The organism is Verrucosispora sp. ts21 (genome assembly GCF_002879555.1).
GTDB lineage: Bacteria > Actinomycetota > Actinomycetes > Mycobacteriales > Micromonosporaceae > Micromonospora > Micromonospora gifhornensis.
Map to the genome: position 1 here is coordinate 64,702 of NZ_PNOZ01000009.1, position 26,575 is coordinate 91,276.

The 26,575-nt window shown below is 71.9% G+C and carries 21 protein-coding genes; 6 read left to right on the forward strand and 15 right to left on the reverse strand.

Going from position 1 to position 26,575, the window contains the following annotated elements:
* Nucleotides 1-21: 21 nt before the first annotated feature.
* Genes C1A38_RS05905 through C1A38_RS05915 form a run of 3 tightly spaced genes read left to right on the forward strand, consistent with a single transcriptional unit; the run spans nucleotide 22 to nucleotide 3,025 of the window.
* Nucleotides 22-1,131, forward strand: coding sequence for a saccharopine dehydrogenase NADP-binding domain-containing protein (locus C1A38_RS05905; protein ID WP_102656809.1), 1,110 nt, complete (start codon nucleotides 22-24; stop codon nucleotides 1,129-1,131).
* The gene (locus C1A38_RS05910) at nucleotides 1,128-2,261 is read left to right on the forward strand and encodes a Gfo/Idh/MocA family oxidoreductase (RefSeq protein ID WP_102656810.1); all 1,134 of its coding nucleotides are present in this window, start codon (nucleotides 1,128-1,130) and stop codon (nucleotides 2,259-2,261) included. Before C1A38_RS05905 ends, C1A38_RS05910 begins: the two co-directional genes overlap by 4 nt.
* Entirely contained in the window at nucleotides 2,258-3,025 is a 768-nt protein-coding gene (locus C1A38_RS05915; RefSeq protein ID WP_102656811.1) for a thioesterase II family protein, read from the forward strand. Before C1A38_RS05910 ends, C1A38_RS05915 begins: the two co-directional genes overlap by 4 nt.
* Nucleotides 3,026-3,083: 58 nt before the next feature.
* Here the strand turns inward: C1A38_RS05915 and C1A38_RS05920 are convergent, their stop codons facing one another.
* The 6 genes from C1A38_RS05920 to C1A38_RS05945 form a co-directional block, all read right to left on the reverse strand.
* Complete coding sequence (locus C1A38_RS05920; RefSeq protein WP_102656812.1) at nucleotides 3,084-4,697, reverse strand: AMP-binding protein; 1,614 nt, start codon at nucleotides 4,695-4,697, stop codon at nucleotides 3,084-3,086.
* A complete protein-coding gene (locus C1A38_RS05925) occupies nucleotides 4,694-5,710 on the reverse strand; it encodes a methyltransferase (RefSeq protein WP_102656813.1) in 1,017 nt (338 codons plus the stop codon). The genes C1A38_RS05920 and C1A38_RS05925 overlap by 4 nt, the downstream gene beginning before the upstream one ends.
* A 66-nt stretch (nucleotides 5,711-5,776) precedes the next feature.
* Nucleotides 5,777-6,121 carry an MmcQ/YjbR family DNA-binding protein gene (locus tag C1A38_RS05930; RefSeq protein WP_013731206.1) on the reverse strand — a complete coding sequence of 115 codons (345 nt, stop codon included), beginning with the start codon at nucleotides 6,119-6,121 and terminating at the stop codon, nucleotides 5,777-5,779.
* 35 nt (nucleotides 6,122-6,156) lie between these two features.
* Nucleotides 6,157-7,224 (reverse strand): acyl-CoA dehydrogenase family protein, encoded by a 1,068-nt coding sequence (locus C1A38_RS05935; RefSeq protein ID WP_102656862.1) that lies wholly within the window; start codon nucleotides 7,222-7,224, stop codon nucleotides 6,157-6,159.
* Nucleotides 7,225-7,254: 30 nt separating this feature from the next.
* Nucleotides 7,255-8,412 (reverse strand): acyl-CoA dehydrogenase family protein, encoded by a 1,158-nt coding sequence (locus C1A38_RS05940; RefSeq protein ID WP_102656814.1) that lies wholly within the window; start codon nucleotides 8,410-8,412, stop codon nucleotides 7,255-7,257.
* Between the two features lie 52 nt (nucleotides 8,413-8,464).
* Nucleotides 8,465-9,664: a cytochrome P450 gene (locus tag C1A38_RS05945; protein WP_102656815.1), complete on the reverse strand. Its 1,200-nt coding sequence runs from the start codon at nucleotides 9,662-9,664 to the stop codon at nucleotides 8,465-8,467.
* A 156-nt stretch (nucleotides 9,665-9,820) separates the two neighbouring features.
* Between C1A38_RS05945 and C1A38_RS05950 the strand changes: the two genes are divergently transcribed.
* The gene (locus C1A38_RS05950; RefSeq protein WP_102656816.1) at nucleotides 9,821-11,095 is read left to right on the forward strand and encodes a condensation domain-containing protein; all 1,275 of its coding nucleotides are present in this window, start codon (nucleotides 9,821-9,823) and stop codon (nucleotides 11,093-11,095) included.
* Between the two features lie 209 nt (nucleotides 11,096-11,304).
* Here the strand turns inward: C1A38_RS05950 and C1A38_RS05955 are convergent, their stop codons facing one another.
* Nucleotides 11,305-11,658, reverse strand: a complete 354-nt coding sequence (locus C1A38_RS05955) for a VOC family protein (protein WP_013731211.1) — start codon at nucleotides 11,656-11,658, stop codon at nucleotides 11,305-11,307.
* Nucleotides 11,659-11,864: 206 nt separating this feature from the next.
* Between C1A38_RS05955 and C1A38_RS05960 the strand changes: the two genes are divergently transcribed.
* The gene (locus C1A38_RS05960) at nucleotides 11,865-12,890 is read left to right on the forward strand and encodes an acyl-CoA dehydrogenase family protein (protein ID WP_102656817.1); all 1,026 of its coding nucleotides are present in this window, start codon (nucleotides 11,865-11,867) and stop codon (nucleotides 12,888-12,890) included.
* 131 nt (nucleotides 12,891-13,021) lie between these two features.
* On the opposite strand, the gene C1A38_RS05965 is transcribed toward C1A38_RS05960, so the two are convergent.
* The 3 genes from C1A38_RS05965 to C1A38_RS05975 all read right to left on the reverse strand — a co-directional run bounded on the left by C1A38_RS05965 (nucleotide 13,022) and on the right by C1A38_RS05975 (nucleotide 19,089).
* Nucleotides 13,022-16,939, reverse strand: a complete 3,918-nt coding sequence (locus tag C1A38_RS05965) for a non-ribosomal peptide synthetase (protein WP_102656818.1) — start codon at nucleotides 16,937-16,939, stop codon at nucleotides 13,022-13,024.
* 246 nt (nucleotides 16,940-17,185) lie between these two features.
* Nucleotides 17,186-17,419, reverse strand: coding sequence for an acyl carrier protein (locus C1A38_RS05970; RefSeq protein WP_102656819.1), 234 nt, complete (start codon nucleotides 17,417-17,419; stop codon nucleotides 17,186-17,188).
* A 44-nt stretch (nucleotides 17,420-17,463) separates the two neighbouring features.
* A complete protein-coding gene (locus tag C1A38_RS05975; RefSeq protein WP_353505509.1) occupies nucleotides 17,464-19,089 on the reverse strand; it encodes an aldehyde dehydrogenase family protein in 1,626 nt (541 codons plus the stop codon).
* A 50-nt stretch (nucleotides 19,090-19,139) separates the two neighbouring features.
* Here C1A38_RS05975 and C1A38_RS05980 point away from each other — a divergent pair, with 50 nt between their 5' ends.
* Nucleotides 19,140-20,138 (forward strand): MBL fold metallo-hydrolase, encoded by a 999-nt coding sequence (locus C1A38_RS05980; protein WP_233196659.1) that lies wholly within the window; start codon nucleotides 19,140-19,142, stop codon nucleotides 20,136-20,138.
* A gap of 85 nt (nucleotides 20,139-20,223) precedes the next feature.
* Here C1A38_RS05980 and C1A38_RS05985 read toward each other — a convergent pair whose 3' ends face one another.
* The 5 genes from C1A38_RS05985 to C1A38_RS06005 are packed head-to-tail and all read right to left on the reverse strand — an operon-like array spanning nucleotide 20,224 to nucleotide 26,465.
* Complete coding sequence (locus C1A38_RS05985) at nucleotides 20,224-21,633, reverse strand: NAD(P)/FAD-dependent oxidoreductase (RefSeq protein WP_102656820.1); 1,410 nt, start codon at nucleotides 21,631-21,633, stop codon at nucleotides 20,224-20,226.
* A 38-nt stretch (nucleotides 21,634-21,671) separates the two neighbouring features.
* Nucleotides 21,672-22,880: a cytochrome P450 gene (locus tag C1A38_RS05990; RefSeq protein ID WP_102656821.1), complete on the reverse strand. Its 1,209-nt coding sequence runs from the start codon at nucleotides 22,878-22,880 to the stop codon at nucleotides 21,672-21,674.
* Nucleotides 22,877-23,368, reverse strand: a complete 492-nt coding sequence (locus C1A38_RS05995) for a VOC family protein (RefSeq protein WP_102656822.1) — start codon at nucleotides 23,366-23,368, stop codon at nucleotides 22,877-22,879. Before C1A38_RS05995 ends, C1A38_RS05990 begins: the two co-directional genes overlap by 4 nt.
* Before the next feature lie 22 nt (nucleotides 23,369-23,390).
* Entirely contained in the window at nucleotides 23,391-24,776 is a 1,386-nt protein-coding gene (locus tag C1A38_RS06000; RefSeq protein WP_102656823.1) for an NAD(P)/FAD-dependent oxidoreductase, read from the reverse strand.
* A gap of 12 nt (nucleotides 24,777-24,788) precedes the next feature.
* Complete coding sequence (locus C1A38_RS06005) at nucleotides 24,789-26,465, reverse strand: (2,3-dihydroxybenzoyl)adenylate synthase (RefSeq protein ID WP_233196660.1); 1,677 nt, start codon at nucleotides 26,463-26,465, stop codon at nucleotides 24,789-24,791.
* Between the last annotated feature and the right edge of the window lie 110 nt (nucleotides 26,466-26,575).

Genomic DNA, 26,575 nt, shown 5'->3' on the forward strand with positions numbered 1-26,575 from the left:
CGGGTCGCCGGAGGTCTTCCGGTGACCGGGACGGCGCCGGTGGTGGGTGTCGTCGGCGCGGCCGGCGCGGTCGGTTCCGTCGCGGTGACCGAGTTGCACCGGCGGGGCCGGCACACGCTGCGCCTCGCCGGTCGCCGCCGCGCGCCCCTCGACGCGTTGGCCGACGGGCTCACCGACACCGGATCCCCGCCCACCGTCGAGGTCGTCGACCTCGACGACGCCGAGGCGTTGCACCGCTTCTGTGCCGGCTGCGACGTCGTGCTCAACTGCGCCGGCCCGGCCTACCTGGTGGAGGACCGGGTGGCGCGGGTGGCGCTCGCCGCCGGTGCCGACTACGTCGACGCCGCAGGTGACGACGTCCTGTGGGAGCAGGTGCGGGCCTTGTTGGCGGGAGCGCCGGAGCGGACCGCGGTGATCTCCGCCGGCATGATGCCCGGCCTGAGCGCCCTGCTGCCCCGTCATCTCGCCGCCGTCCTGCCGCAGCCGCCGTGCGCCCTGCTGGGCTACCTCGGTGGTCGGGACCGGTTCACCGCCACCGCCGCAGCGGACTATCTGCGGGTGGGGGAGGGGTTCGGTCAGGCCGGGACAGCGCTGACCGCAGGCGTACGACAGCCGCTGTCCACCCGTACCGACGTGGAGTTGCCGTTCTTCCCGGAACCGGCGACGGCGGTGCCGTACCTGAGCACCGAACTGGAACGGGTCGCCCGGGACCTGGGCGTCACCGACGCCACCTGGCACTCGGTCTTCGCCGGGCCGCACGTGGCGCAGGTGCTGCGGCAGCCCCCGGCCGGCGGGGACGCCGCCGAGGCGTTGCGCCGCGCCGCCGAACTGGACGCCTTCGGGCAGGCGACCTACCAGCTGTTCGTGGTGGAGCTGACCACAGCCGCCGGTGACGCCCGGACCCTCGTGCTGCGCGGTGCCAGCGCCAGCGCGCTCACCGGCGCGTTCGCGGCCGTCGCCGTGGCGGCGCTCACCGGGGGGAACCTGGCTGCCGGCCTGCATCTCGCGGGGGAGGCGCTCGACCCGCAGCTCGCCGTGGACCTGCTCGCCGGCTCTGCCGCCGTGAGCGACCTGAGCGTGTTCGACGGTGAAGCCGCCCACGTCGGCGGCCACGTGGAGGAGGCACTGTGAGGCAACGTCCCCGGGTCGTCGTCTGTGGCGCCCGATTCGGTCAGGTCTACCTGGAGGCGTTCCGCAACCCGGAGCTGCCCTTCGAGTTGGCCGGTGTGATCGCTGCCGGCAGCGAACGCTCCCGCGCCTGCGCCCGCCGCTACGACGCGCCGCTGTACACCGACCCGGACCAGCTGCCCGACGACATCGACATGGCGTGTGTGGTGATCCGTGGTGGCCTGCTCGGCGGACGGGGCTCGGAGCTGGCCCGCGCGCTGATGGCCCGCGGCATCCACGTGCTCCAGGAGCACCCCCTGCACCACGACGAGCTGGCGGAGAATCTGCGTACCGCCCGCCGACACGGCGTCGTCTACCACCTGAACCCGTTCTACACGCACGTCGCCCCGGTACGCCGGTTCGTGGCGGCGGCGCAGGAGTTGCTGCGGCGGCAGCGTCCGCTCTACATCGACGCGGCGGCCGGGTTCCAGCTGGCGTACTCGCTGCTGGACATCCTCGGACAGTCGCTCGGCGGGGTACGGCCGTTCGCCTTCGGCGACCTGCCCGCGACGACGCCGACGGTCGCCGCCGCGACCAGCCTGGACATCCCCTTCCGCAGCCTCGACGGGGTGCTGGCCGGGGTGCCCACCACGCTGCGGATCCAGAACCAGATGGACCCCGCCGACCCGGACAACTACGCCCACCTGATGCACCGCATCAGCATCGGCACCGAGGCCGGGAACCTGACCCTGGTCAACACCCACGGGCCGGTCGTCTGGTCGGCCCGCCCCGACTTCCCCCGCGAGGTCGCCGACCCGAACGCCGACCCCCACTACGCCACCATGCCGGACGACGCGCAGGCCCCCAGCGCCGTCGTGCTCGGCCCGGCCACCGTGCCGTCGTACCGGCACATCTTCCGCAGCCTGTGGCCGGCCGGCATCGCGCACGCCCTCACCGAGCTGCACCAGGCCGCCGAGGAACGGCAGGATCCGTTGCGCCGGGGGCAGTACCACCTGTCGCTGTGCAAGCTGTGGCAGGACCTGACCCTGCGGCTCGGCCCGCCGGAACTGCTCTCCTCCACCCCGCCCGAGCCGTTGACCGACGACGACCTCAAGGCCATCGTCGCCGCCGGTGACGAGGCGGCCCGACCGTGAGGGGGACCGCGCAGGCCACCTCCTGGTTGCGCCGCTACCGGCCGCGTCCGGCCGCGACCTGGCGCCTGGTCTGCTTCCCGTACGCCAGCGGCAACGCGACCTTCTACCGACAGTGGGCCGTACGGCTGCCCGCCGAGGTGGAGGTCGTGGCGGTGCAGTACCCCGGTCGGCTGGACCGCATCCACGAGCCGTGCGTACGGGACATGGACACGATGGTCGACGGGATCGTCGCCGCGCTGCAACCGTTGCTGCACACCGACTTCGCGCTGTTCGGGCACAGCATGGGTGCCGCCGTCGCGTACGAGGTGGCGCACCGGCTCGAACACGGTCTCGGCGCTCCGCCGCGCCGGCTGATCGTCTCCGGTCGGCCGGCCCCGCAGCACCACCGGCCGGGCGTCAAGCACCTCGGCAGCGACGAGGAACTCTGGGACGAGCTGCGTCGCCTCGGTGGCACCACCGACGAGGCGTTGGCCCACCCGGAGCTGCGCAGCGCGTTGATGCCCACGCTGCGGGCCGACTACCGGCTCGTCGAGACCTACCGGCCCACCTTCGGTGCGCCGCTGTCGGTGCCGGTCACCGCGATCACCGGCGACGACGACCCGGAGGCACACGTGCCCGAGGTCGCCGACTGGCGGCGCTGCACCACCGCCGACTTCCAGCTCCGGGTGCTGCCCGGGCACCACTTCTACCTGATCGACCGGCAGGCCGAGGTACTCGACCACCTCCGCGAGGCGCTCGGCCTGCCCGCCGGTCAGCCGCACTGACCGTCGAACGCCGTCGGCCCGCCGCCCTGCCGGCCCGGCTCCGGCCCGGAGCGGGCGGTCAGGGCGTTGCGGGCGGTCCGGCCGGTACCGGCTCGGCGGAGCGGAGTCGGCCGGCCAGGTAGTCCTGCCACATCAGGCGACGGCGGGGTTTGCCGCTGCTGGTGCGGGCCACCGCGCCGGCCGGTACGACCACCGCCTCCACCGGCACCCCCTCCGCGGCGACCTCGGCTGCGGCGCACGCCGCCGACAGCCAGCCCGGCTCGGGTCGGACCAGCAGCAGGACCACCCGGGGTGCGTCACCGACCTGCCCGAGCAGGGCGGTGATCCGCCCGACCGGCGCACCGCAGGCCGAGACGACCGCCGCCTCGACGTCCTCGGCGAGGAGCATCCGCCCGCGCACCTTCACACCGTCACCGAGGCGGCCCAGCACGAACAGTTCCCCGTCGACGAGGAAACCCGCGTCGCCGGTGTGCACCTCCCCGTCGACCAGTCGGGTGCCGCTGGCTGTGCCGTCGGCGTTCGCCGGCAGATAACCCGCCGCCACGGACGGGCCACGCACCACGATCTCGCCGACCGTGCCGTCGACGACGACCCGGCCGTCGTCGTCCACCACCGTCACCTGCGCACCGGCGAGTGGACGCCCGCAACCCACCACCTCACCCTGCCCGACGGTGGCGGTACGCCAGCCGGTGTCCAGCGGTACGCCCGTCACCGACAGCGTCGCCTCGGCCAGCCCGTACGCGGGCAGCAGCGCCTCGCGGCGCAGCCCGTGCGGTGCGGCGAAGCGGACGAACTCGGTCAGCAGGGCGGGCTGGATCCGCTCCGCGCCGACGATCACCGCCCGCCACGCCGAGAAGTCCATGCCGGCGAGGGCGTTGCGGGGCACCCGCCGGATGATGTGGTCCAGCCCGAAGGCCGGCATCGCGGTCAGTCGGGCACCGTGGCGGCCGAAGCACTCCAGGTAGCGCAGCGGTCGGCGGACGAAGTCGCCCGGCGACATCAGCCACAGGTCCGACCCGGTGGCCACCGGTGCCAGCAGACAGCCCACCAGGCCCATGTCGTGGTGCACGGGCAGCCAGGAGGCGGTGGGGTCGTCGGGGGTCATCCGCAGCCACCGCTGGATGCCGGCGACGGTGGCGGCAAGCGCCGGACGGGGCACCCGGACCCCGCGTACCCGACCGCTGCTGCCCGAGGTGAACTGCACAAGCGCCGGCCCATCCGGCGTCGGTGCCGCCGCCCATCGGCCGTCGACGCCGGCGAGCAGCCCCTCACCGTCGTACGCGGGCACGCCCGCCCCGGCGCAGACCTCGGCCACCAGGGGCAGCGCCGGGTCGTGCACGACCAGCCGGGGCGTACTGGCCCGCAGCACGCCACGCAGGTGCTCGGCCCAGCGTTCCCGGTCACCGAAGGGTGGTGGCGGTGCCACAGGTGAGGCGGCGGCACCGGCAAGCATGCTGCCGAACAGCAGCCCCACGAACCGTGGACCGGTCGTTTCCACTATCGACACCACGTCGCCCGCGTCCACCCCGGCGTCGCGCAGCGCCGTCGCGTACCGGCGCACCAGGTCGGCCAGTTCGGCGTACGACCAGAGCCGCCACGATCCGTCGGGTTCGGCGAACCGGATGCCGCGCCGCTCGTCGGGCCGGTCCAGCCAGGCGAGCGGGCCGGTCACGCGGGCGCCGCCTCGATGATCGGGAACATCGGGGTGGAGATGCTGCGCACCAACTCCAGGCCGGCGCGGTTCAGCAGCTCGCGCTGTTGGTCGAGGGTCCGCGCGCCGCCGGCGGTGAGGGTGTGCATGAGCAGGTCCATGCGGCGTGCCAACGCCGGCACCTCGGCCTCCTGCCGTCCGGCCTCCATGATGAACAGCCGGCTGTGCGGCTTCATCGCGGCCCGGACGCGGCCCAGGATGCCCACCACCTCGTCGTCGCTCCAGCTGTAGAGGATGCGCTTGAGCACGTACGCGTCGCCGCCGGGCGGGATCGGCCCCTCCAGGAAGCTGCCCGGCACCACCTCCACCCGGTCGGCCACTCCGGCGGCGGCCAGCACGGCGGGGGCGTTCGCCACCACACCCGGCAGGTCGAACAGCACCCCACTGGCACCGCGAACCCGGCGCAGCAGGCTGGCCAGGAACCCACCGTTGCCGCCGCCGACGTCGACGATGCTGTCGAAGCGCTGCCAGTCGCAGGCCCGCAGCACCGCCAGCAACTCCATGCTGGTGACCCCGCTCATCACCTTGTCGAAGGCCTCGCCGTCCTCGGGCTGGTCGCGCAGGTGTTCCCACATGGACCGGCCGTGCACCACGTCGAACGCGGGCCCACCGGTGCGGATCGACTCGGGCAGCCCCTCCATAGCCCGGGTGCACGCCACCGGGGAGAGGAAGATGTCGCGGGCCGAGTAGGGGTGCTCCTCGCGCAGCAGATCAGACAGCGGGGTCAACGCCACGCTGTCCGGTTCCACCAGCTCGAACACCTCCCGGGTCGCGAGGTACTCCAGGGTCTTGCGGAGGGTGGGCTCGTGGGTCCCGGTCGCCTGGGCCAGCCGGGACATCGGCATCGGCCCGTCCACCAGGTGGTCGGCCACGCCGAGCAGGCATACCGCCCGGATGGTGTACGGCAGGAGGTAGTCGCCGAGCTCAAGAAGCTTGAAGATCGAATCGGCGTCGATGGTGCGCCTGGTGCCCACGGGTGTCTCCGTCCCTTCGCGTGAGGCTCCGACGGCCGACGGCCGCCGGAGTCGCGTGGCGGGGCGTCAGGAATCGGCCTCGTCCAACTCGGCCTGCAACTTCCTGGACGCGAGCCGGCGCCACGCATCGGTGATCAGCTCTCGCAGCTGTGTCGGGTCGACCGTCGCCAGCTCGACGAAGGTCCAACCGCTCTGCCCGTACTTGTTGTTCGGCGCCGAGAAGGTCGCCGGGTCCTGGCTGATGAGCGCCGCCTGCTCGGCGACGTCGATCCGCAACCCCATCACTCCGGGCCGGGGCAGGGTGCAGAAGATCTTGTTGCTGACCCGGAAGTCGGTCACGTCGAAGTGCGCCGACTGGTGCGCTCCGGGGAGCGACAGGGCGATGCTGCTGACGGTTTCGGGGCTGACCACTGCGGCCTCCTCGGTTGTCGACGGACTGCGTCACGCTAACGTCCGTCGGGTGCGGTCGGGGTGATCTCGTCCGGGTCGGCACGCCGCAACAGCCGCTCGGCCACCCGGTCGTGCGGGTCGTCACCGAAGCCGGGGTAGGCCTCCAACCACAGCGCCCGGCGCAGCCACCGGTGCAGCGGGTACTCCCAGGTCACTCCCATTCCGCCGGTGATCTGGATGGCCGTCTCGCAGGTGCGTACCGCCGCGCTGCGCGCCACCAGCACCGCCTCGTCGACCGCCTGCGCGCCCGCCTCGGTCTCGTGCTGCACCAGCCAGGCGGCGCGGTAGGCCAGCGACCGGGCCGACTCGGTGTCGACGTACGCCTCGGTCAGCTGGTGTGCCACGGCCTGGAAGCTGCCGATCGGCCGCCCGAACTGCTCCCGCTGGCGGGCGTGCGCCACGGCCATGTCCAGCGCACCCGCCGCGACCCCGACCGCCTCGGCGGCCAGCAGCACCCCGCCGCGCAACCGGGCGGTACGCGCCGCCTCCGCCGCGCGGTCCGGCCCGACGAGCAGCCGTGCCGGCGTGCCGTCGCACCGGACCCGGGCCATCCGGCGCAACGTGTCCAGCGTGGACAGCTCCGCCACGACCAGTCCGGCGGAGCCGGTGTCGCAGGCGAAAACGGCAGGCCCCTGATCGGTGTCGGCGCGTACCACGAGACAGCGCACCGCGCCGGCCTGCGGGACCGCCGCGACCTGCCCGGTGAGGGTCCACCCCTGCGGCGAGCGGGCGGCCCGCACCGTGCCGCCGCCGTCGGCGAAGGTGGCCGGGACGGTCAGCCGCTCCCCGGCGGCCCGGGCGTACGGTGCGGCAAGCGCGACAGTCGTCCACCACGGTGTGGGGTGCAGGCAGCGGCCGCTTTCCTCGGCCAACAACGTCAGCTCGACCATGCCCAGGTCGTCGTCGAGCCAGCCCTGCCGGATCAGCTCGGGCCAGGCACCGGCCTCGCTCCCGCCGGGACCCTCCGCCAGGGCACACACCCGCAGCGGCGGGTAGTGCCGCTCCAGGTGGTCCCGGGCGGCCTGCCGGATCTCCCGCTGCTCATCGGTGAGGGCAAAGTCCATGGTCATCTCCGTGTCGTCGCGGGCCGGTGGTCACTGGCGGGACCTGGGCAGGCCCAGCACGCGCTCGGCGACGATCCCGCGGAGGATCTCGGAGGTGCCGCCCTCGATCGTGTTGGCCCGGCTCCGCAGCCGCTGCCGCTGCCAGTACCCGTGCCAGGCGGCGTCACCGCCGTCGAGCAGCGCCGCCGGACCCTGCAGGCGCAGCGCGAGCGCGCAGACCCGCTGGTGCAGCAGCGACCATTCGAGCTTGAGGATTGAGGATTCCGCGCCGGGCTCGCCGGAGCGGCGCAGCGCGGCGAGCGACCGGTAGCCGGTGAACCGCAGCCCCTGCAACCGGGCGTGCAGCACGGCCAGCTCGCGGCGGACGGCCGGGTCGTCCTCGGCACCGACCTCGCGTACCAGCCGCAGCAGCCGGTCGAACTGCGCGACCAACCGGGCGGTGAGGGTGATGCCGAACGTGCCCCGCTCGTGGGCCAGCGTGGACAACGCCACCGACCAGCCCTTGCCGACCTCGCCCACGACGTCTGCGTCGTCGACCCGCGCGTCGGTCAGGATGATCTGGTTGAAATCGGTGTCGCCGTTGAGCTGCCGCAGCGGCGACACCTTCACACCCGGTGCCCGCATGTCCAGCAGGAAGCAGGTCAACCCCTGGTGCTTCGGCTCGGCGGGGCCGGTACGGGCCAGCAGCAGGCAGTAATCGGCCAGATGGGCGTAGGAGGACCAGACCTTCTCGCCGTCGAGCAGGTAGCCGTCCGGCTCCGCCCGCCGCGCCGAGGTGCGCACCGCCGCCAGGTCCGAGCCGGCCTCCGGCTCGGAGAACCCCTGACAGAACAGGGTACGACCGGACAGGATGCCGGGCAGGTAGCGCGCCTTCTGCTCGTCGGTGCCGTGCGCGATGAGCGTCGGACCGACCATGTTCATGCCGATGATGTTGATGTGATCCGGCGCGCCCGCGCGGGCCGTCTCCTCGACGAAGATGGCCTGGTAGGCGGCGCTGAGCCCACGTCCGCCGTACTCCCTGGGCCAGGTGATGCCCGCGTAGCCGGCCGCGGAGAGATCGCGGCTCCACTCGCGCAGCTCGGCGGTGCTCCAGGTACGGGACGGGTCGTCGTCCGGCAGGCGGGACCGCAGCCAGTCGCGCAGCTCGGCGCGGAACGCGGCCTCGGCCGGGTCGTCGTGCAGGTTCAACGCCGTCCTCGCTTCCTGGCGGCCGGTTCCGGGCGCCGCATGCTGGTCACCGTCACGCCGGCCGCACCGCGAGCGGCACCTGGTCGTACGTGCGGAAGTTGAAGCGCGGCCGGCGCACCGGCTCGCCGTCGAGTTCGATGGCACGGGTACGACCCAGCAACCGATCGAAGACGGCGACGCCCTCGGCGCGGGCCAGGGCCGCACCCAGGCAGTGGTACACGCCGGCACCGAAGCTGAGGTGCTGGTTGGGTCGCCGGCCGACGTCGAAGCGGTCCGGCTCGTCGAACTGCTCCGGGTCCCGGTTGGCCGACCCGACCAGCAGATACAGGACGCGGCCGGGCCGGATGACCCGGTCGGCGACCTCCACCGGCTCCAGCGGGCTGCGCATGGTCACCTGGATCGGCGCCTCGTAGCGCAGCATCTCCTCGATCGCGGTGGCGGTGCCGGCGGTCCCGGCCCGCAGCCGGGCAAGCTGGTCGGGGTGCTCCAGCAGGGCGACCATGCCGTTGGTGATCATGCCCATCGACGTCTCGAAGCCGGCGTAGAAGACGGTGATGGCGTTGTCGACGATCTCCTCGCGGCGCAGCCGCTGCCCGTCCGACTCGGTGGTCGCCATCCGGGTCAGCAGGTTGTCGCCGCCCGGACCGTTCTCGACCAGGTCGCCGAGGTATTCGCGCAGCCATCGCAGCGACCGGACCGCCTCGTCGATGTCCCGGTCGTTGCCGAACGCCACGTCGCTGAAGGCCCGGACCAGCTGCGCCGCGTGCGGCCACAGCAGCGACCGGTCGGCGGCCGGCACCCCGAGCAGATCGCAGATCACCATCAGCGGGAAGGGCAGCGCCAGGTCGGCGACCAGGTCCATCCGGCCGGTCGCCAGCACGGGTTCGAGCAGATCGTCCACGAGGGAGGTCATGCGTTCGCCGAGCCGCCGGACCAGGCCGGGGCTGAACGAGCTGACCAGTACCCGGCTGGCGAGCCGGTTGCGCTGGCCGAGGTTCTGCCCGGACAGGAAGCCGCTCAGCTCCGGGTCACCGACGGTGAAGCGGTAGTACTGCTCCGGCAGGGTCTTGGTCAGCCGCTGGTCCTTCAGCAGGGCGGCCACCTCGCGGTAGCCCGGCACCACCCACTGCCCCGGCCCGTTGCTGAGCACGGCGCCGGTGCGGCGCAGCTGCTCGTACGTGGGGAACGGATCGGCCAGCAGCCGAGGGTCCGAGACGTCGAAGCTGACCCGTGGCGCGCGAACGGCTGTCATAGGGGCCTCCCGACGGACCGGTACGGCGTGCACGCCCCGCGTCCGCCGCCGATTATTCGGGCTCCGCGAAACTCGTGTCAAGGAGTGTTTGCGGAGACTGTTCGAGTATCTTCGAAACCCTCGTAACCACACGCGTACTGCGGTAGCGTCGCGGCCATGCGAGAGGAACCGGCTTCGGTGGGTCAACGCCTTCTGTGGCTGATGGACCACTATCGAGGGCAGCAGCACTCCCTCAACGAGCAGGTCGTGTGGCACCTGCGCGGAGACTGCGACGTCGCCGCCCTGCAACGCGCGGTCGACCTGCTGCACGAGCGACACGAGTCGCTGCGGACGACGTTCGTCGCCCGGAAACGCCAACTCGTCCAGGTGATCAACCCGCCGCGTCCGGTCGAGCTGCTCCGGGTGGACACCTCCGGGCACGCCAACCCCCGTCAGGCCGCCCGCGAACACATCGCCACCGAGCTGTCCACCGCCGTGGACTTCGGGGTGTGGCCCACCCGCCCCACCCTGATCACCGTCGGCCCCGAGCACCACATCTTCGTGCTGACCATGCACCACTACGTCAGCGACGACTGGTCCAACGCGCTGCTCTCCCGCGACATCCGGGCGCTCTACCAGGGCGAGGAACTGCCGGAGATCGGCTGGCAGTACGCCACCTGGGCGGACTGGCAGCGGGAGCGGATCTCCGGGTCGGACTCGACAGCGCTGTTCGACCACTGGCGCGGTCAGCTCGACGGCGCACGACTGGTGCGTCTGCCCGAGCGTGCCGAGGTCCCTCGCGGCCCGAACGAGCCGGCCTGGGTGTCGGTGGAGCTGACCATCGACGCACACGTCGTGCAGGGGCTGCACCAGCTCGCCCGCCGGCAGCGCACCACCCTCTTCCCGGTGATGCTCTCCCTGTTCTACCTGGTGCTGCACCGGGCCACCGGCCAGTCGGACCTGACGGTGGCGTCGCTGTTCGCCAACCGCAGCCGGCCGGAGGTCCGCGACACCGTCGGCTTCTTCGTCTCCATGGTGCTGCTGCGCGGGCGGGTGGACGACGCCGAGCCCTTCACCGACCTGCTGCGACAGGTACGAAACGTGGTGATGGAGGGCCTGCGCTACCAGGAGTTGCCGGCGCAGCTGCTGCCGCCCGGCACGGTCACCGGCGAGGGCCGTACCGACGACGTCATGTTCCAGCTGCTCGGGTCGTTCGTGCCGCGCGCCGACATGAGCGGCGACGAGCTGGACGACCTGGAGGCGCAGCTGGAGCGCAGCCGCTTCGCGCTGGAGTTCGTCGTCGTACCGCAGGACGAGACGCTCACCGCCGTCCTGATGTGCGACCGCGACCGGTTCACCCCGGACTGGGCGCAACAACTGGTCAAGGACTACGTGCAGCTGGCCGCCGCCGTGGTCGCCGACCCGCACCGCCTACCGAACTCCCCGTCCTGAGCCGCCGCAGCAGTCCGGCCCGCCGCCGCTGCAGCGGTCTGGCGGCCGCCGTTACGGCGTTGTGGCGGTGTCCCGGGCGGCCGGTACCCGCCGTTTCGCCGTAACGGAGTCGATCAGTTGGGCGGCCCGGGTGGTGGGTGGCCCGAATTCCTACCCAGACGAACGGTGGTGGTCGGCGATGCGCGCCGACCACCACTGCTCGCATCGGGTCAGCTGGCCTTGGGGAGCTCCCGCAGGCCGAAGGCGACGCCCTGGTTGTCGCGGCACTCGGCGAACGCGCCGTAGTCCGGGCTCGGCGGACGCAGCGGGCCCACCTCTCCGCCCAGCTCCTTGACCCGCTCGACGGCCGCGGCCAGGTCGTCGACCGCGAAGTAGACGATGATGTGCGGCGGGTCGGTGTCCGGGTGGGAGCCGGCCTCCAGGCCCGCGGGCGCGCCCGGCATCTCGATGTACGACCCGTGGGTGAGCATCGTGAACTTCCAGCCGAACAGCGCCTCGTAGAAGTCCCGGGTGCGTTCGGGAACCGGGACTGCAAACTCGATGAACGAAGGTTCTCCTGCCACGGCGCCCTCCGGTGCGTGATCTGTCAGGAAAGATGTCCTAGCATCATAACGGGCATTGACTCGTCTTTTGCAGACACACAAGGATGCTAGTAAAGACGAGTTCTGGTGGTTGGCGGGTCAGCCACCGCGGCAGCCAACGCGGCCACCGGGCTCATGGGCCCGCACCACCGGCCCCTCTCGGGGCCCCGTTAACGGAGGGCACTGCTGTGACTGTCTCCATCGACGAGTCCACGAGCCTGCGACAGGCGCGCGAGATCGCCGACGAGGTGTTCTTTCCGGCCGCGCTGGCGGTCGACGCCGCTGACCGCGTACCCATCTCCCACCTGGACCTGCTCGCCGAGCAGGGCTTCTACGGGCTGGCCGCGCCCCCGGACTTCAACCGCCTCGACCTGCCGAGCTTCCCCGCGGTGTGCCGGGTCATCGAGACCCTCGCCAGTGGCTGTCTCACCACCACGTTCCTCTGGGCCCAGCACCACAACGCGGTGATGGCGGCGGCCAACACCGGCAACGCCGAGCTGCGGGCGGCCTGGTTGGAACCGTTGGCGACCGGGCAGCGCCGGGCGGGGCTGGCGATCGGCGCGGCGGTACGGCCCGGTCCGGCGGCGCTGTCGGCCACGCCGGTCGACGGGGGATTCCTGTTCTCCGGCGCCGCGCCGTGGGTGAGCGGCTGGGGCCTTGTCGACACGATCTACGTGGCCGCCCGGCTCTCCGACGACACGCTGGTCTTCGCGCTTGTCGACGCCGCGACGAGTGACACCCTGACCACCGAGCCGCTGCGCATGTCGGCGGTGAACGCCAGCAGCACGGTGACTGTCACCTTCGACAACCACTTCGTACCTGCCGACCGGGTCGCCAACCAGATGCCGCTGGAGGCGTGGCGACAGCGGGACCCGGCGACGCTGCGCTTCAACGGTTCGCTCGCGCTCGGCGTGGCCGACCGGGCGATCGAGTTGGCGGACGAGCCGCGCCTGCGCTCGCAGCTCGACGCCGTCCGGGACCGTCTCGACAGCGCCGACCCGGAGACCATGCCCGCCGCCCGGGCCGCCGCCTCGGAGTTGGCGCTGCGGGCCAGCGCGAACCTGGCCGTGGCCGCCGGCAGCCGGGCCGTCCTGCTCGACCAGCATGCCCAGCGACTGGTGCGGGAGGCGACGTTCCTGCTGGTCTTCGGCTCCCGCCCGGGCATCCGCGACGCCCTGCACACCACGCTCACCACCGCCACGGGCGTCGCCTGACACCCCGGCGACGGAGCAACCCCGGCGACGGAGCAACGGCCGGCGGGCAACCTTCCGGCACCACGGTTGCCCGCCGCCGTATCGACATCCGGGCCCGCGACGTGAAGAACGTCGTCGCGGGCCCGTGCCGGTTATCGCATCTCGTCGATCAGCCGGGCGACGGCGTCGGCGTGCTCGCCGTCGACCACTGTGAAGTGATCGGCCTCCAGCATGTGGAAGCGGGCCGGTAGCTTGGCCGCGGCGTGCCGCAGCGGCGACAGGTAGCCGGCCGCCGGGCCGACGAGCCCTCGCGACGCCTCCACCACGTCCAGTTCCAGGCCGTCCTCGGGGACGAGCGAGTACCGCAGCAGCGCCCGGGTGTTGGCCTCGAAGACGTCGTACATCGCCTGCACCTCCGCGTACGTCACCGATTTCAGCTCTTTGAGCTGCGGGGGCGGGGCCGCCCAGATGCGGCGGAGCGTCTCCTGGGCGAGGTTCGGGGTGCACGGGTCGATGGGCACCTCCACCGGCGTACCGGCGAGGTTGTGCAGGAACGCCTTCACGAGCGCGGTGTCGTCGACCGTCGGGTGGGCGCCGCAGCCGATCCACGGGTCGATGAGCAGTACGGCGCACTCGCGGCCCTGCCGCCGCAACTGCCGGGCCATCTCGTACGCCACCACGCCGCCCAGCGACCAGCCGGCGAGCCGGATCGGCCGGTCCGGCGGCTCGTTCGCGAGCGTGGGCGCGAGTTCGGCCAGGTAACCGGCGGCCAGCTCCTCGATTGTCACTCCCGGCTGCGCCGGGTTCGGCGCGGCCAGGCCCAGCACCCGGTGCCGGGCGCCCAACTCGGCGAGCAGTGGGCGGTAGCAGAGCAGGTCGCCGCCGACCGGGTGCACCAGGATCAGCGGGCGATGCCCGTTGTCGGAGAGCGCGACCAGGTTGCCCGCCGGTTCGGCGTGACAGGCCGGGTCGAGCAGGGCGGCGATCTCCGCGATGGTGCCCGAGGTGTAGAGCGTGGCCAGCGGCAGCCGTCGCCCGAACTGCTGCTCGATGCGGTTCATCAGCCGTGCCGCCAGTAGCGAGCTGCCGCCGTAGGCGAAGAAGTCGACCGAGCGGCCGACCTCCGGCACCTCCAGCAGCTCCTGCCACAGCGCGGCAAGCGTCCGCTCGGTGCTGGTACGGGGAGCGTCGTCGCCGACCTGCCGGGTCGCCCCCACGCCGGCGGCCTGCTCGGCCAGCTGCCGCCGGTCGACCTTGCCGTTGGCGGTGAGCGGCAGTCGCTGCCGTACGTCGATGCTGCGCGGCACCATGTATTCCGGCAACCGGGACGCGAGGTGGTCCTTCAGCTGGGTGACCAGCTGCTCGGCCGGGGTCTGCGAGGCGACGAAGGCGACAAGCGACACGGCCCGCCCGTCGGTGCGGGTGACCACGGCGGCGTCGGTGACCGCCGGGTGGGCCAGCAGCGCCGCCTCGATCTCGCCGAGTTCCACCCGGAAGCCGTTGACCTTGACCTGCGGGTCCTCCCGGCCGAGGAACTCCAGCGTGCCGTCGGGCCAGTAGCGGGCCCAGTCGCCGGTGCGGTAGATCCGTTCCTGCTGCCGTGGGTGCACCAGGAACGAGGCGGCGGTCAGTTCGTCGTCGCCCAGGTAGCCCAGGGCCAGGCCGCGTCCGCCGATGAACAGCTCACCCGGCACCCAGTCCGGGCGGTCCCGCAGGCCGGCGTCGAGCACCTGGAAGCGCTGGTTGCGCAGCGGATGACCGTACGGGATCGAGATCCAGTGCGGCGGTACGCGTACCGGCACCGGGTGGTAGTTGGACCAGATCGACGCCTCCGTCGCGCCGCCGAGGCTCACGCAGGCCGCGTGCGGCGCGATCTCCGCCAGCTCCGCGCCGAGGTTGATCGGCACCCAGTCGCCGCTGACCATGGCCAGCCGCAGCTCGGTGAGCGTACGTCGACCGCTGGTGCGGACGAACTCCACGAACATCGCCAGGTACGCCGGCACGCTGTTCCACACCGTGACGCCGGTGGCCTGACACAACTCGTAGAGGTGGGTGACCTCGCGCTCCTGCCCGGCGGTCGGTACGACCACCGTCCCGCCGGCGGCGAGCATCCCGAACACGTCCCACACCGACAGGTCGAACGTGTAGTCGGAGACGGCGAGCACCCGGTCGCGGGGACTGAGCCCGAACCGCTCGTTGATGTCGACGAGCGTGTTGACCACGCTGCCGTGCGAGATCATTACGCCCTTCGGCGTGCCGGAGGTGCCGGAGGTGAAGATGACGTACGCCAACGACTCCGGGCTGGTCTGCACCGCCGGCCGCGCCGCACCGTCCTGCCGGGCGATGGCGTTGGCGATGTCGATGCTGCGCCCACCGGCGTACGGCTCCTCGTCCTGGATGCTGCGGTCGGCCAGCAGCACCCGCAGTCCACAGATCTCGGCCACCTGCTCGCGTCGACGGCGCGGCCACTGTGGCGAGACCGGCACGTACGCGGCCCCGGCCATCAGCACCCCGAGCAACGCGACGATCTGGTGTGCCCCGCGCAGCGCCTGCACGCCGACCACCTCGCCCGGCCGTACGCCTGCCTCGACCAGTTCCGCCGCGACCGCGTTTGCCTGGTCGCGCAGCTGGGCGTAGGTGATCTCCCGGCCGTCGGCGATCACCGCGAGCCGGTCCGGCTGCCGCTCGGCCTGCTCCTCGAAGAGCTGGTGCATGGTGGCCACCCGGGCCGGTGCGGCGGTGTCGTTGACCTGCTCGCGGACCTTGAGCTGAGCTGCCGGGGTGAGATCGAACGACTCCATCCCCCAGGCGTCGTCCTCGGTGGCCAGCCGGATCAGCAGGGACCGGTAGGCGGCGAACATGTCGTCGATCATGCCCGCCGGGTAGAGGTCGTCGGCGCTGTCCCAGGTGGTGACCAGGGCGCCGCCGGCCACGAAGACCTGGTGGTCCAACGCGACCTGCGGCGTACGGACCTTGCCCTCCAGCCGCTGCCAGCCGAGATGCTCCAGGAAGACGCCGGTGTCCGGATCCCCGACGCCGAGCATGCTCGTGAACACCACAGGCATCAGCGCGTTGCGGGCGTTGCCCGTGCGCTGGTTGAGCTGACGGATGACGGAGACTCCGCCGAAGGAGGAGTGTTCCATGTCCTGGAGCAGTTGCCGGCGCCAGGCGCGGGCCCGGTCGAGGAAGGTGCTGCCCTGGCCACCCTGGCGGCACTCCATCAGCAGGGTGCTGCTGAAGTTGCCGATGATCTTGTCGACCTCCGGGTGGAACGGCAGCCGGTCGCCGTACATGATGTTGATGGTGAAGTCGGGGTTCTTCGACCAGTGCCGCAGCACCTCGCAGAACGCCGCGCCCAGCACCATCGTGCCGGTGAGCCGGCTCTTCCTGATCCGCGCGGCAAGGCTTGTCCACTGCTCGGCGGTGAGCTTGAAGACCCGGCGTACCAGGCGTGGGCTGGGGTCGCCGGTCATCCGGCGGCGCGGCAGCTCCGGTGCCGCGGGCAGGGTGTCCAGGCGGTCGAGCCAGTAACGGCGGGCCCGCTCGTGCTCGTCGCTGTCCTTGCGTCGCTCGACCTCGTTGCGGTACTCGCGGAAGGTGTACCGCAGCGGGGGCAGCGACTCGCCGTCGAGCAGGGCCCGCAGCTCCTGGGCGAAGATCTCACCCGAGAATCCGTCGATGGCCAGCAGCCGCGCGCAGACCTGCACCACGATGTGGGTGTCCAGGGCGAAGACGAAGACCTCGAACGGCGCGTGCCGGCCGCGGGGCGGTCCCTCGTCGTAGCAGCGCTCCCGGTTGCGGGTGAGCAGCCGCCGGCAGACATGTTCCGGCTGCCCGCGCAGCGACCGGTAGGTCAGCGGTACGGGCAGCTCGTCCTGGACGTGCAGCAGGCCCGTTTCGTCGAACGACGCGCGGAGCATCTCGTGCCGGCGCATGAGCTGGTGCAGGGCCGAGCTGAAGGCCCGGATGTCCAGCTCCTGGCAGGCGTATTCCTCGAAGAAGAGGGCAGGACCACCGAGCTGGAAATCGCCCAGCTCGCCGAGCAGGTACGCGTACTGCAGATCGCTCAACGGTGCCGAGTGGGCCCCCGAACCGTCCGCGCGCGACGGTGCCGGCGGCGGGGCCTGTGGGACGCTGGCTGACGAAGGGTGGTGCTCCGATCTGGCGATGTCCATGACGTTCCCTCGGGATGGCCGGTTGACAACGAAGTGGTACGAATGCCCCCGCCCGGAGGTGTGCCCCGGACGGGTTCTTGAACTGCGGTCGACCGGTGACTGCTGGCGACCGGTGAGGGAGAGGTGCGAGCCGGGCGACGGCTACCGGGCGGCGGCCCGTAGTTCGTCCACCGCGCCGGTCAGTTCCGCCGGGGTGGGCCGGTCGAAAACCTCGATCATCGGTAGCTGTACGCCGAAGACGATGTTCACCCAGTGCACGATGGCCGCTGCCGCCATCGAATCGCCTTCGAGGTCGTCGAAGAAGTCGGTGTCCGGCCCCACCTGGCGGCCGAAAATGTTCTTCCAGATGTCGAGCATCTGCTCTTCGCTTGTCACGATGCCTCCCCACGATGTGCCCGGTCGCCGAGCGCGACCGGTACTCACTTCGAAGCAGATGTCGGCCCCCACGAACGGTTGCCGAGGTCATTTATCAGTGTTTTTGTTTCGAGAAAGGCGTCGACGCCCGCCTTGCCCATTTCCCGCCCCCAACCCGAGCCCCGCATCCCGCCGAAGGGCAGCGCCGGATCGAGCACGTGCCAACTGTTGATCCACACGGTGCCGGCGCGCAGTCGACGGCCGACCTGGTGCGCCAGACCCAGGTCGCGGGTGAACACGCCGGCGGCGAGCCCGTACGGGCTGTCGTTGGCCAGCGCCACCGCCTCCTGGACCGTGTCGAAGGGTTGGGCCACCAGCACCGGCCCGAACACCTCCTCGCGGACCACCGGCGCCTGCGGGTCGGCGTCGGTCACCACGGCCGGAGCGCAGAAGAAGCCCGGCGAGTCCGGCACCTCGCCGCCGGTGACCCGGGCCCCGCCGGTGCGGGCCGAGTCCAGATAGGACAGCACCCGGGCGCGGTGCTCCGCGGAGATCAGCGGCCCCATCTCGGTGTCCCGGTCCAGCCCGTCGCCGATCCTGATCGCCGCGGCCCGCTCCCGGATCCCCGCGACCACCTCGTCGAAGACCGGCCGTTGCACGTACAGCCGGGAACCGGCCACGCAGGTCTCACCCTGGTTGTAGAAGATCGCGTGGGCCGCGCCGTCGATCGCCTGCCGCAGGTCGGCGTCGCCGAACACGATGTTCGGTGACTTGCCGCCGAGTTCCAGGGTCACCCGGCGGAAGTCGACGGCCGCGCCCCGCACGATGCTGCGACCGACCTCCGTCGAACCGGTGAAGGTGACCTTGTCGACGCCCGGATGGGCGGCGAGCGCCGCACCCGTGGCGGCGTCGCCGGTGAGGACGTTCAGCACGCCGGGCGGCAGCCCGGCCTGCTGCGTCAGTTGCGCGAGGGCCAGGGCGGACAGCGGCGTCTGCTCGGCGGGTTTGAGCACCACGGTGCAGCCGGCCGCCAGTGCGGGGGCCACCTTCGCCGCCGCCATGTAGAGCGGGAAGTTCCACGGCACGATGGCGGCGACCACACCCACCGGCTCCGGTACGGTCAGCGCCAGGTGCCGCTCCGGGCTGCCGGTGTAGATCGAGGCGTTCTCGCCGTTGAGCCGGCCGGGCCAGCCGGCCATGTAGTGGAACACCGCGGCGGCGGCCGGGACGTCGCCGGCTCGGGCCACCCGCACCGGCTTGCCGTTGTCCAGACAGTCGAGCAGAGCCAGCCGGTCGGCGTTCTCGAGGATCAGGTCGCCGATCCGGTGCAGCATCCGGGACCGGGCCGCCGGCGACATCCGGTGCCATCGGGATCCAGGGCGGCCGGCGGCACCGGCCGCGGCGACGGACCTGGCCACATCGGTGACGCCGGCATGCGCAACCGTCGTGAGTGTCTCTGCAGTGGACGGACGCAAAGACGTCAATTGGCGACGGTCGTCCGCAGCCGACCACTTGCCTGCGATGAACAAGTCTCGCGGCAAATCGTCCAGACAGGACAAAGATAGCCTGTCGGTGTGTGTTGTCGCCGACATGCGAGAGACGCTAGCGCAAATACCAGGCTCGGCATACCCTCGATCCGATCTAGCTGACGGCGCAAATGTTGCAGGTGCAGGGTCTGCCGGCGAGTGCATCGAGGTACGTGATGAGATATCCGCGAAGTGTTTATCGCGTCTTTGACAGGATGCTTTCCAAAAGGCGTGGTAAGCGCAGTTGGCCGACCAGCTTCGCCGACCGGCTGACCCATCCGGTGCCCGGCTCCCGGGCGGTCCGCAAGCTGATCGCCGAGGGCGGGATGAAGCCCGACCTCAGCCAGGTCGACCAGATCCCGGTCCAGCCGGCTGCCGAGCTGCCCCGCGCCGGCGCGGGCGAGGTGGTGACCACCTGGGTCGGACACGCCTCGTTCGTGCTCCAGATCGGCGGGCTCGTGGTGCTCACCGATCCGGTGTGGTCGCGGCGCATCCCCGGGGTACGGCCCCGATTCACCCCACCCGGCCTGCCCTGGGAGGCACTGCCACCGGTGGACGCCGTGGTGATCAGCCACAACCACTTCGACCACCTCGACGCACCCACGATCCGCCGGCTGCCGTGCGACGTGCTGATGCTCGTGCCGGGCGGGCTGGGCTGGTGGTTCCGCCGGCTGGGCTTCACCGCCGTGGAGGAACTGGACTGGTGGGAGAGCGTCCGTCTGGGCGCGGTGCAGTTCCAGTTCGTACCGGTGCACCACTGGAGCCGCCGGACCCTCTTCGACGGCTGCCAGAGCCTCTGGGGCGGTTGGATGCTGGAGGCCGACGCCGACCCTGCCACCGCCGCCCCGGTGCGTCGGGTCTTCTTCGCCGGGGACTCCGCCTACGGGCCGTACTTCACCGAGATCGGGCAGCGCTGCGGTCCGGTGGATCTCGCCCTGATGCCGGTCGGCGCGTACCTGCCCCGCTGGTTCATGAAGCCGCTGCACATGAATCCGGCGGAGGCCGTACGCGCCTGCGGTGACCTGGGTGCCCAGCGGATGGCCACCATGCACTGGGGGACCTTCGCGCTCTCCGCCGAGGCGCCGCTGGAGCCGCTGCGGCAGGCCCGGCAGGCGTGGCAGGCCAGCGGGCGTGCCGCCGAGGACCTGTGGGACCTGGCGGTGGGCCAGAGCCGCACCCTGCACGCCACGGCGACCGCGCCGGCCACCGACTGACCGACACGTCCGCGCCGGCCACCGACTGACCGGCGCGGACGGACCGCGACACCGACCGCCGAGCGGGCGGTGTCGCGGTCGTGGATCAGTCGCTGCTGCGGCCTGCGGTGGCCCGCTCGGGAGAGCCCGTACGGCGGGCGAAGAACCGGTTCGGTGCCAGCGCCGACTTGTACGGCAGCAGCAACGGCAGCCGGTCGCCCACCCGCTGCCGCCAGATGAAGAACTCGCCGCCCTTGTCGCCGAACGGGGCGGGCAGGAACTTGGGCTGGTTGACAGTCACGAACGCCAGCTCGGTGAACTCCGTCTTACGCCGCAGCACCAGGTCCCGCAGGATCTTCCCGCCGGTGTGGCTCGCCGCGATCCCGCTGCCGGTGTACCCGTGGCCGTAGACCATGCCGGAGTCGGTACGGCCGAACTGCGGGATGAAGCTGTGGCTCCAACTGATCAGCCCGCCGTTGCCGTGGCTGAACCGTACGTCGCGCCACTGTGGGAAGAACTCCCGGAACGACGCGCCCAGCTTGTCGAAGGCGTCGTCGTTGCGACGGTGACGGGGATCGGTGTCCCGGTTGCCGAACATGTACCACAGGCCGCCGGCCCAGAGCACCCGGTTGTCGGCGGTCAGCCGGGCCGCGGTGGAGAACGACAAGGAGTTCGCCACCCCTTCCCGCCCCGGCCAGGCCACCCGGCCCAACTGCTCGTCGGTAAGCGGTTCGGTGACCATCAGGTAGTTCCACACCGGCATCTGGCGCGCGTACAGCTCGGGGAACGCGCCCTGCATGGCCTCGGTGGCCACGATCACCTCGTTGGCGGTGATCGTGCCGTGCGGCGTGGTGATCCGCCACTTCCCGTCGACCTTCTCGATGGTCTGCGCCGGGGTCTGCTCGTGCAGCAGCACACCCTGCTCCTGCACCACCCGCGCCAACCCGCGCACCAGCCGGTACGGGTTGAGCAGTGCGCCGCTGACCTTCAGCGCGCCGAGGACCGTCGGTGAGCCGATCCGCTCCTGCGCCTGTTCCCGGTCGAGCAGCCGGAACGAGGTCACCCCGGCCCGCTGCGCCCGCTTGATCTGCAGCTCCAACCGGGCGAGCTGCTTGGTGTCGGTGGCCACCTGGAGGATGCCGGTGTTCTCGTACTGGGCGTCGATGCCGTTCTGCCGGCAGAACCGGCCGATCTCCAGGATCGACCGGGCGACCGCCCGGTACACCCCACCCGCCTTCTCCGCGCCGTAGTACCAGAGCATCCGGCGCAGCACCTTGCCGGCGGTCATCTGCACGAACCCGGCGTTCATGCCCGAGGCGCCCTCGCCGGCGAACTTCGCCTCCAGCACCCGCACCGACATGCCCGGCTCGGCCTGCTTGAGGAAGTGCGCCGCCCACAGCCCGGTGTAGCCCGCGCCGACGATGCACACGTCGCAGGAGGCGTCACCGTCCAGCGGCGGGCCGACCTCGGTGGGTTCGGTGGAATGCCAGTAAACGTCTGTGGACAACTGCGCCATGCGGGTCTCTCCTTAACGACGGGGGGTGGGCAGCGGCCTCACGCGGAGCGGACGGCCAGCGGAAGGCGCTCGAAGGAGCGCAGGCTCCCGTGCTGGCGGCGCAGGGCGTCGCCGTCGGGCGCGATGCCCCGGAAACCGGTGGCGAGCGCGGTGAACGTCAGCTCGCCCATCAGCCGGGCCAGTGCGGTGCCCAGGCAGTGGTGCAGGCCGCCACCGAAGCCCAGGTGCGGGTTCGGGGCGCGGGACAGGTCCAGTTCCGCCGGCCGGTCGAAGACCGCGGGGTCGCGGTTGGCCGCGCCGAGCAGCAGCATCACCGACCGACCGGTCCTGATCTTGTGACCGCCGATCTCGATCGGCTCCCGGGCCACCCGGATCGCGTTCTGGATCGGGGAGTCGAACCGGAGGAACTCGTCGATCGCCGGCCGGACCAGGGTCGGGTCCCGGCGCAGCCGGTCCAACTGGTCGGGGTTGCGCAGCAGCGCCACGCATCCGTTGGAGACCAGCCCCATCGTCGTCTCGAACCCGGCATGGAACAGGAACAGCAGGTTGTCGACGATCGCGGCGACGTCCCCACGCTCCTCGGGCGTGGCCGCCGCGAACATGCCGGCCAGGGTGGAGTCGCCGGGGGTGGCGTCCCGCAGCAGGGCGGTGACGTACTCGCGGAGCCAGGCGACGGCGGCGTCCACACCGTCGCGCTCGTCGGGTTTGAGGTTGGCCGCGTCGAAGACCTGGGCCAGCTCGATCACCCGGGGCAGCACCTGGTCGCGGTCGGCGTCGGGGATGCCGATCAGCCGGCAGATCACCGTGACCGGCAGCGGCACGGCCAGGTCGGTGACCAGGTCGAGACGACCGGCGTCGCGGGCCGGGGCGAGTAGCTCCTCGACAAGCGCGGCCACCGCCGGGGTCATCGCCCGGACCCGGGGCGTACCGAACGCCTGGCCGAGGAACCGGCGGGCGTGGGTGTGCTCCGGCGGGTCCTGGGTGAGCACGATGCGGGTGGGGAACTCGGCCGCGGGACCGTGGCCGAGGGTCAGCCGGATGAACTCCCGGGGGAAGTGGCTGGCCAACCGGCCGTCGCGGAGCAGGGCACTGACCGCGCCGTGGTGGACCACCAGCCACTGCCCGAACTCGCCCCGCACGACCGGGCCCTGGGCGCGCAGCCGCTCGTACTCCGGGTAGGGGTCGTCGGAGCAGGCCAGGTCGACGGCGGCGATCCGGGGCCGGGCGACGGCGTCGGGCAGCGTCACTGCTGCCCGCCGACGCGCTCGGCCCGCCGCGCCCGGTGGTGCTCCCGCATCCGCTGCATGAAGTAGTCGGCGTTGAGCCAGTACAGCTCCAGCCAGATGTTGTCCGGATCGCGCAGCCACACGCCGTGTCCGGCCTCCAGGAACAACTCCTGCACCCCGCCGTGTTCGACGCCCACCGCGTCGAGGTGGGCGACCCAGGTGTGCAGGTCCTCCCGTTCGGGGACGTGGAAGGCCAGATGGTGCAGCCCCACCCGGTGCTCGTCGAAGGGCTCCTCGACCGGCCGGTCGGCCTGCCCGAGGACGATGGAGGTCAGCGCCCGGGAGTGCAGCAGCGTCCGGAAGGTGAACCCCGACTCGACCGGCCGGGCGTCGCGGACCACGGTGAAGCCCAGGGCCCGGCAGTACCAGTCGGTGCTGCGGTCGAGATCGCGGACCGTCAGGTTGATGTGGGTGCCACCGTTGAGCGGGGGTACGGAGTCGTCGGCCACGGAGTTCCTCTCGAAAAGACGGTCACAGGACGGTTCGCATGACGGCGCCGGCCAGGGGCGCCGTACGCCGGAACCGGTCCTCGTACCGGTCCGCGGCGGTGGCCAGCGCGCTGACCCCGCGTACGCCGATGGTCCGCAGCGGTTCCGGCTCCCAGCGGCGCGACAGGTGCCCGGTCCAGAACAGCCGGGTCTCCGGCCGCTTCACCCCGGTCACCAGCGCGGCCAGCGTGCGACCGGCGAGGTTGCTCAGTGCGATGCCCTCGCCGCCGTAGCCGCCGGCATGACCCAGGCCGCTGTCGCGGTCGTAAACCACGCCCGGCTCGCCGTCGCGGTGCATCCCGTACGCCCCGCTCCAGCGGTGACTCACGGGCGCGTCGGCCAGGGCGGGGAAGCTCTCGGCCAGGGACTCGCGCAGCCGGGCGTAGACCCGTTCGCCGGAGCGGTCGGCCGCCTGCGGTCGGGACCCGGTGCGGTATCCCGAACCGCGACCGCCCACCAGCAGCCGGTCGTCGGCGGTGCGCTGGAAGTAGGCGAACTGGTGGCGGGAGTCGGCGACGGTGACCCGGTCCCGCCAACCGACCTCGCGCCACAGCTGTTCCGGCAACGGTTCGGTGGCCAGCGCCCGGGAGATCACCGGCAACACCCGGCGGGCGTGCCCGGGCAGACCGGCCGTGTACGCCTCGGTGGTGCACAGCACGCTGCGGGCACGGATCGTGCCCCGGTCGGTGACCACCAGGCCGGGCCGCAGCTCGATCGCCCGGGTGCCCTCGACCACTGTCACCCCGCGCCGCTCCACCGCCTGCGCCAGCCCGGCGGCGATGGCTGCGGGATGCACCGCCGCACACTGCGGCGTGAATCCGCTCAGCAGCGCCCCGGCGATGCCGACCCGCTCGCTGGTCTCGGCGGCCGACAGAAGCGTCATGTCGGTGATGCCGAGCTTGAGGCGCATGTCCTGCCAGGCCCGCAGTCGGGCGACCTGCGGCGGGGTACGGGCGACGTAGAGCGACCCGTCGCGCCGCCACCCGCAGTCGATCTCCTCGGCGGCGAGGACCCGTTCGATCTCGTCGAGCGTGCGTTGGCCCGCCCGGAAGAAGCGCATGGCGTCCATCGGGCCGTAGCGCTGCACCAGGTTGGCCAGCAGGGCGGGCATCTCCGTGGTGCACCACCCACCGTTGCGGCCACTTGCCCCGTACGCCACGTGCTCCGCCTCGATGACCAGCACGGAGGTCTGTGGCGCCAGCTCGGTCAGGTAGTAGGCGGTCCACAGGCCGGTGAAGCCGGCGCCGATCACGACCACGTCGGCCCGGGTGTCGCCGGACAGCGCCGGTCGCCGCTTCCGCAGGGACGCGGGCAGCGTGTCCAGCCACAGGCTCGCCGGTCGCCCGGGCGCGTCGAGGGAGGCCGTCATGGCGTGCTGCCGCTACCTGCTGGCGGCGGTGGTCAGGTCGCCGAGGACCGCCGCGGCCAGGGCCCGCTTGTCGACCTTGCCGACGTTCGTCAGCGGCAACGCCTCGACGACCTCCAGCCGGTCCGGCAGCTTGTAGTCGGCCAGGCCCCGGTCCCGCAGCAGCTTGCGTAGCTCCACCAGGCTGGGCGCCGGGTCGTCGGCGACGATGACCGCGCAGGTCTTCTCGCCGAGCCGCCGGTCGGGGAACGGGACGACCGCCGCCGCCCGGACCCGCTCGTGGGCCAGCAGGTGCCCCTCGACCTCGTCGGCCATCACCTTCTCGCCACCCCGGTTGATGACGTCCTTGATCCGCCCGGAGATGACCAGGCGGCCATCGGCGTCGAACCGGGCCAGGTCGCCGGTGCGCAGGAAGCCGTCGGGGGTGAAGACGGTCCGGTTGTGCTCGGGTACGGCGTAGTAGCCGCGCAGCACGCACGGCCCGCGCGCCAGCAACTCGCCGACCTCACCTGGCGCGACGGGCTCACCGGCCTCGTCGACGATGAGCAGTTCGTCGTCGGCACACATCGGCGTGCCCTGCGTGGTGGCCGCGGCCTCGTCACCGTCGCCGGGACGGGTGAAGCAGAGCATCCCCTCGGCCATGCCGAACCAGTGGGTGAGCGTGGCACCCAGGGCCGGACGGACCGCGCGGGCGAGGTCGGGTTGCAGCACCGCCCCGCCGACCTCGATGACCAGATCGGACAGGTTCACGTCGAACATGTCGGCGGTCTCGACCCACAGCGACAGCACGGCCGGCATGACCGTGGTGAGGGTGACCCGCTCCTGGGTCATCAGCGGGAAGACCTCGTCCGGGCTGGGGCTGGCGGCCAGCACCGCCCGGCCGCCGACCCGCAGCGCGCCGAGCACGCCGGGGCAGCCGAGGGCGGCGTTGTGTGCGACAGGTACCGCGGCGAGGTAGGCGTGCCGGTGGTCGAACGACATCGCCTCGGCGGTGGCGCGCAGCTGGAAGGCGTAGTCGTCGTGGGTCCGGGGGATCAGCTTCGGCAGCCCGGTCGTCCCGCCGGAGAGCAGGAAGAACGCCACGTCCTGCGGGTCGGGGCGGGGCAGCTCCCGGGCCGGGGCGCGCACCTGCGACCAGGCCAGGAACGGGCCGGGATCGCCGACCACAAGTACGTGTTGCAGCGTGGGGCAGGCGTCGCGTACCTCCTGCGCCACCGTGCGGTGGTCCACGCCGGGCGTCCGGTCGCTCGTCACCAGGGCGACGGCCCCGACGTACTGGGTCAGGTAGGTCAGCTCGGCCCGACGGTGGGCCGGCAGAGCCAGCACCGGCAGCGCGCCCAGGCGGAACAGCGCCACGCAGGTGACCAGGAACTCGACGGTGTTGGGCAGCTGCACGACCACCCCGTCGCCGGGGCGTACGCCCAGCTCGAACAGGCCCGCGGCCAACTCGTCGGCACGGGCGTCGAGTTCGCCGTAGGTGTGCCGGCCCTGGCGCGTCACCACGGCGGTACGCCCCGGGTCACGAGCCTCGTCGGGCCAGTCGGCCCAGGGGCGGAGCAGGTCACCGAGCACCTCACCGCGCCAGTAACCGGCCTCGCGGTATCGGGCGGCGAACTCCGCCGGCCAGGGGGTGAAGCCTTCACGAACAGCCACGGGGCCTCCCGTACGCCGATCACCGGCGGAGCCGGCCATGGGTATCCGTACGCACCGTATCGACGCTCCAGAAGACACACAAGGGTCTGTGCAAAGACGATGCTTGTATTTCCGAGATACGAGTACTCCACTACCGTGGAACACGAGTG

Excerpts from the sequence above, each read along its gene's own strand:
- C1A38_RS05935 (WP_102656862.1), bottom strand. The coding sequence starts at position 7,224 with ATGGACTTTGCCCTCACCGATGAGCAGCGGGAGATCCGGCAGGCCGCC.
- C1A38_RS05945 (WP_102656815.1), bottom strand. The coding sequence starts at position 9,664 with ATGACAGCCGTTCGCGCGCCACGGGTCAGCTTCGACGTCTCGGACCCT.
- C1A38_RS05950 (WP_102656816.1), top strand. The coding sequence starts at position 9,821 with ATGCGAGAGGAACCGGCTTCGGTGGGTCAACGCCTTCTGTGGCTGATG.
- C1A38_RS05975 (WP_353505509.1), bottom strand. The coding sequence starts at position 19,089 with ATGCACTCGCCGGCAGACCCTGCACCTGCAACATTTGCGCCGTCAGCT.
- C1A38_RS05980 (WP_233196659.1), top strand. The coding sequence starts at position 19,140 with ATGCTTTCCAAAAGGCGTGGTAAGCGCAGTTGGCCGACCAGCTTCGCC.
- C1A38_RS05985 (WP_102656820.1), bottom strand. The coding sequence starts at position 21,633 with ATGGCGCAGTTGTCCACAGACGTTTACTGGCATTCCACCGAACCCACC.
- C1A38_RS06000 (WP_102656823.1), bottom strand. The coding sequence starts at position 24,776 with ATGACGGCCTCCCTCGACGCGCCCGGGCGACCGGCGAGCCTGTGGCTG.
- C1A38_RS06005 (WP_233196660.1), bottom strand. The coding sequence starts at position 26,465 with ATGGCCGGCTCCGCCGGTGATCGGCGTACGGGAGGCCCCGTGGCTGTT.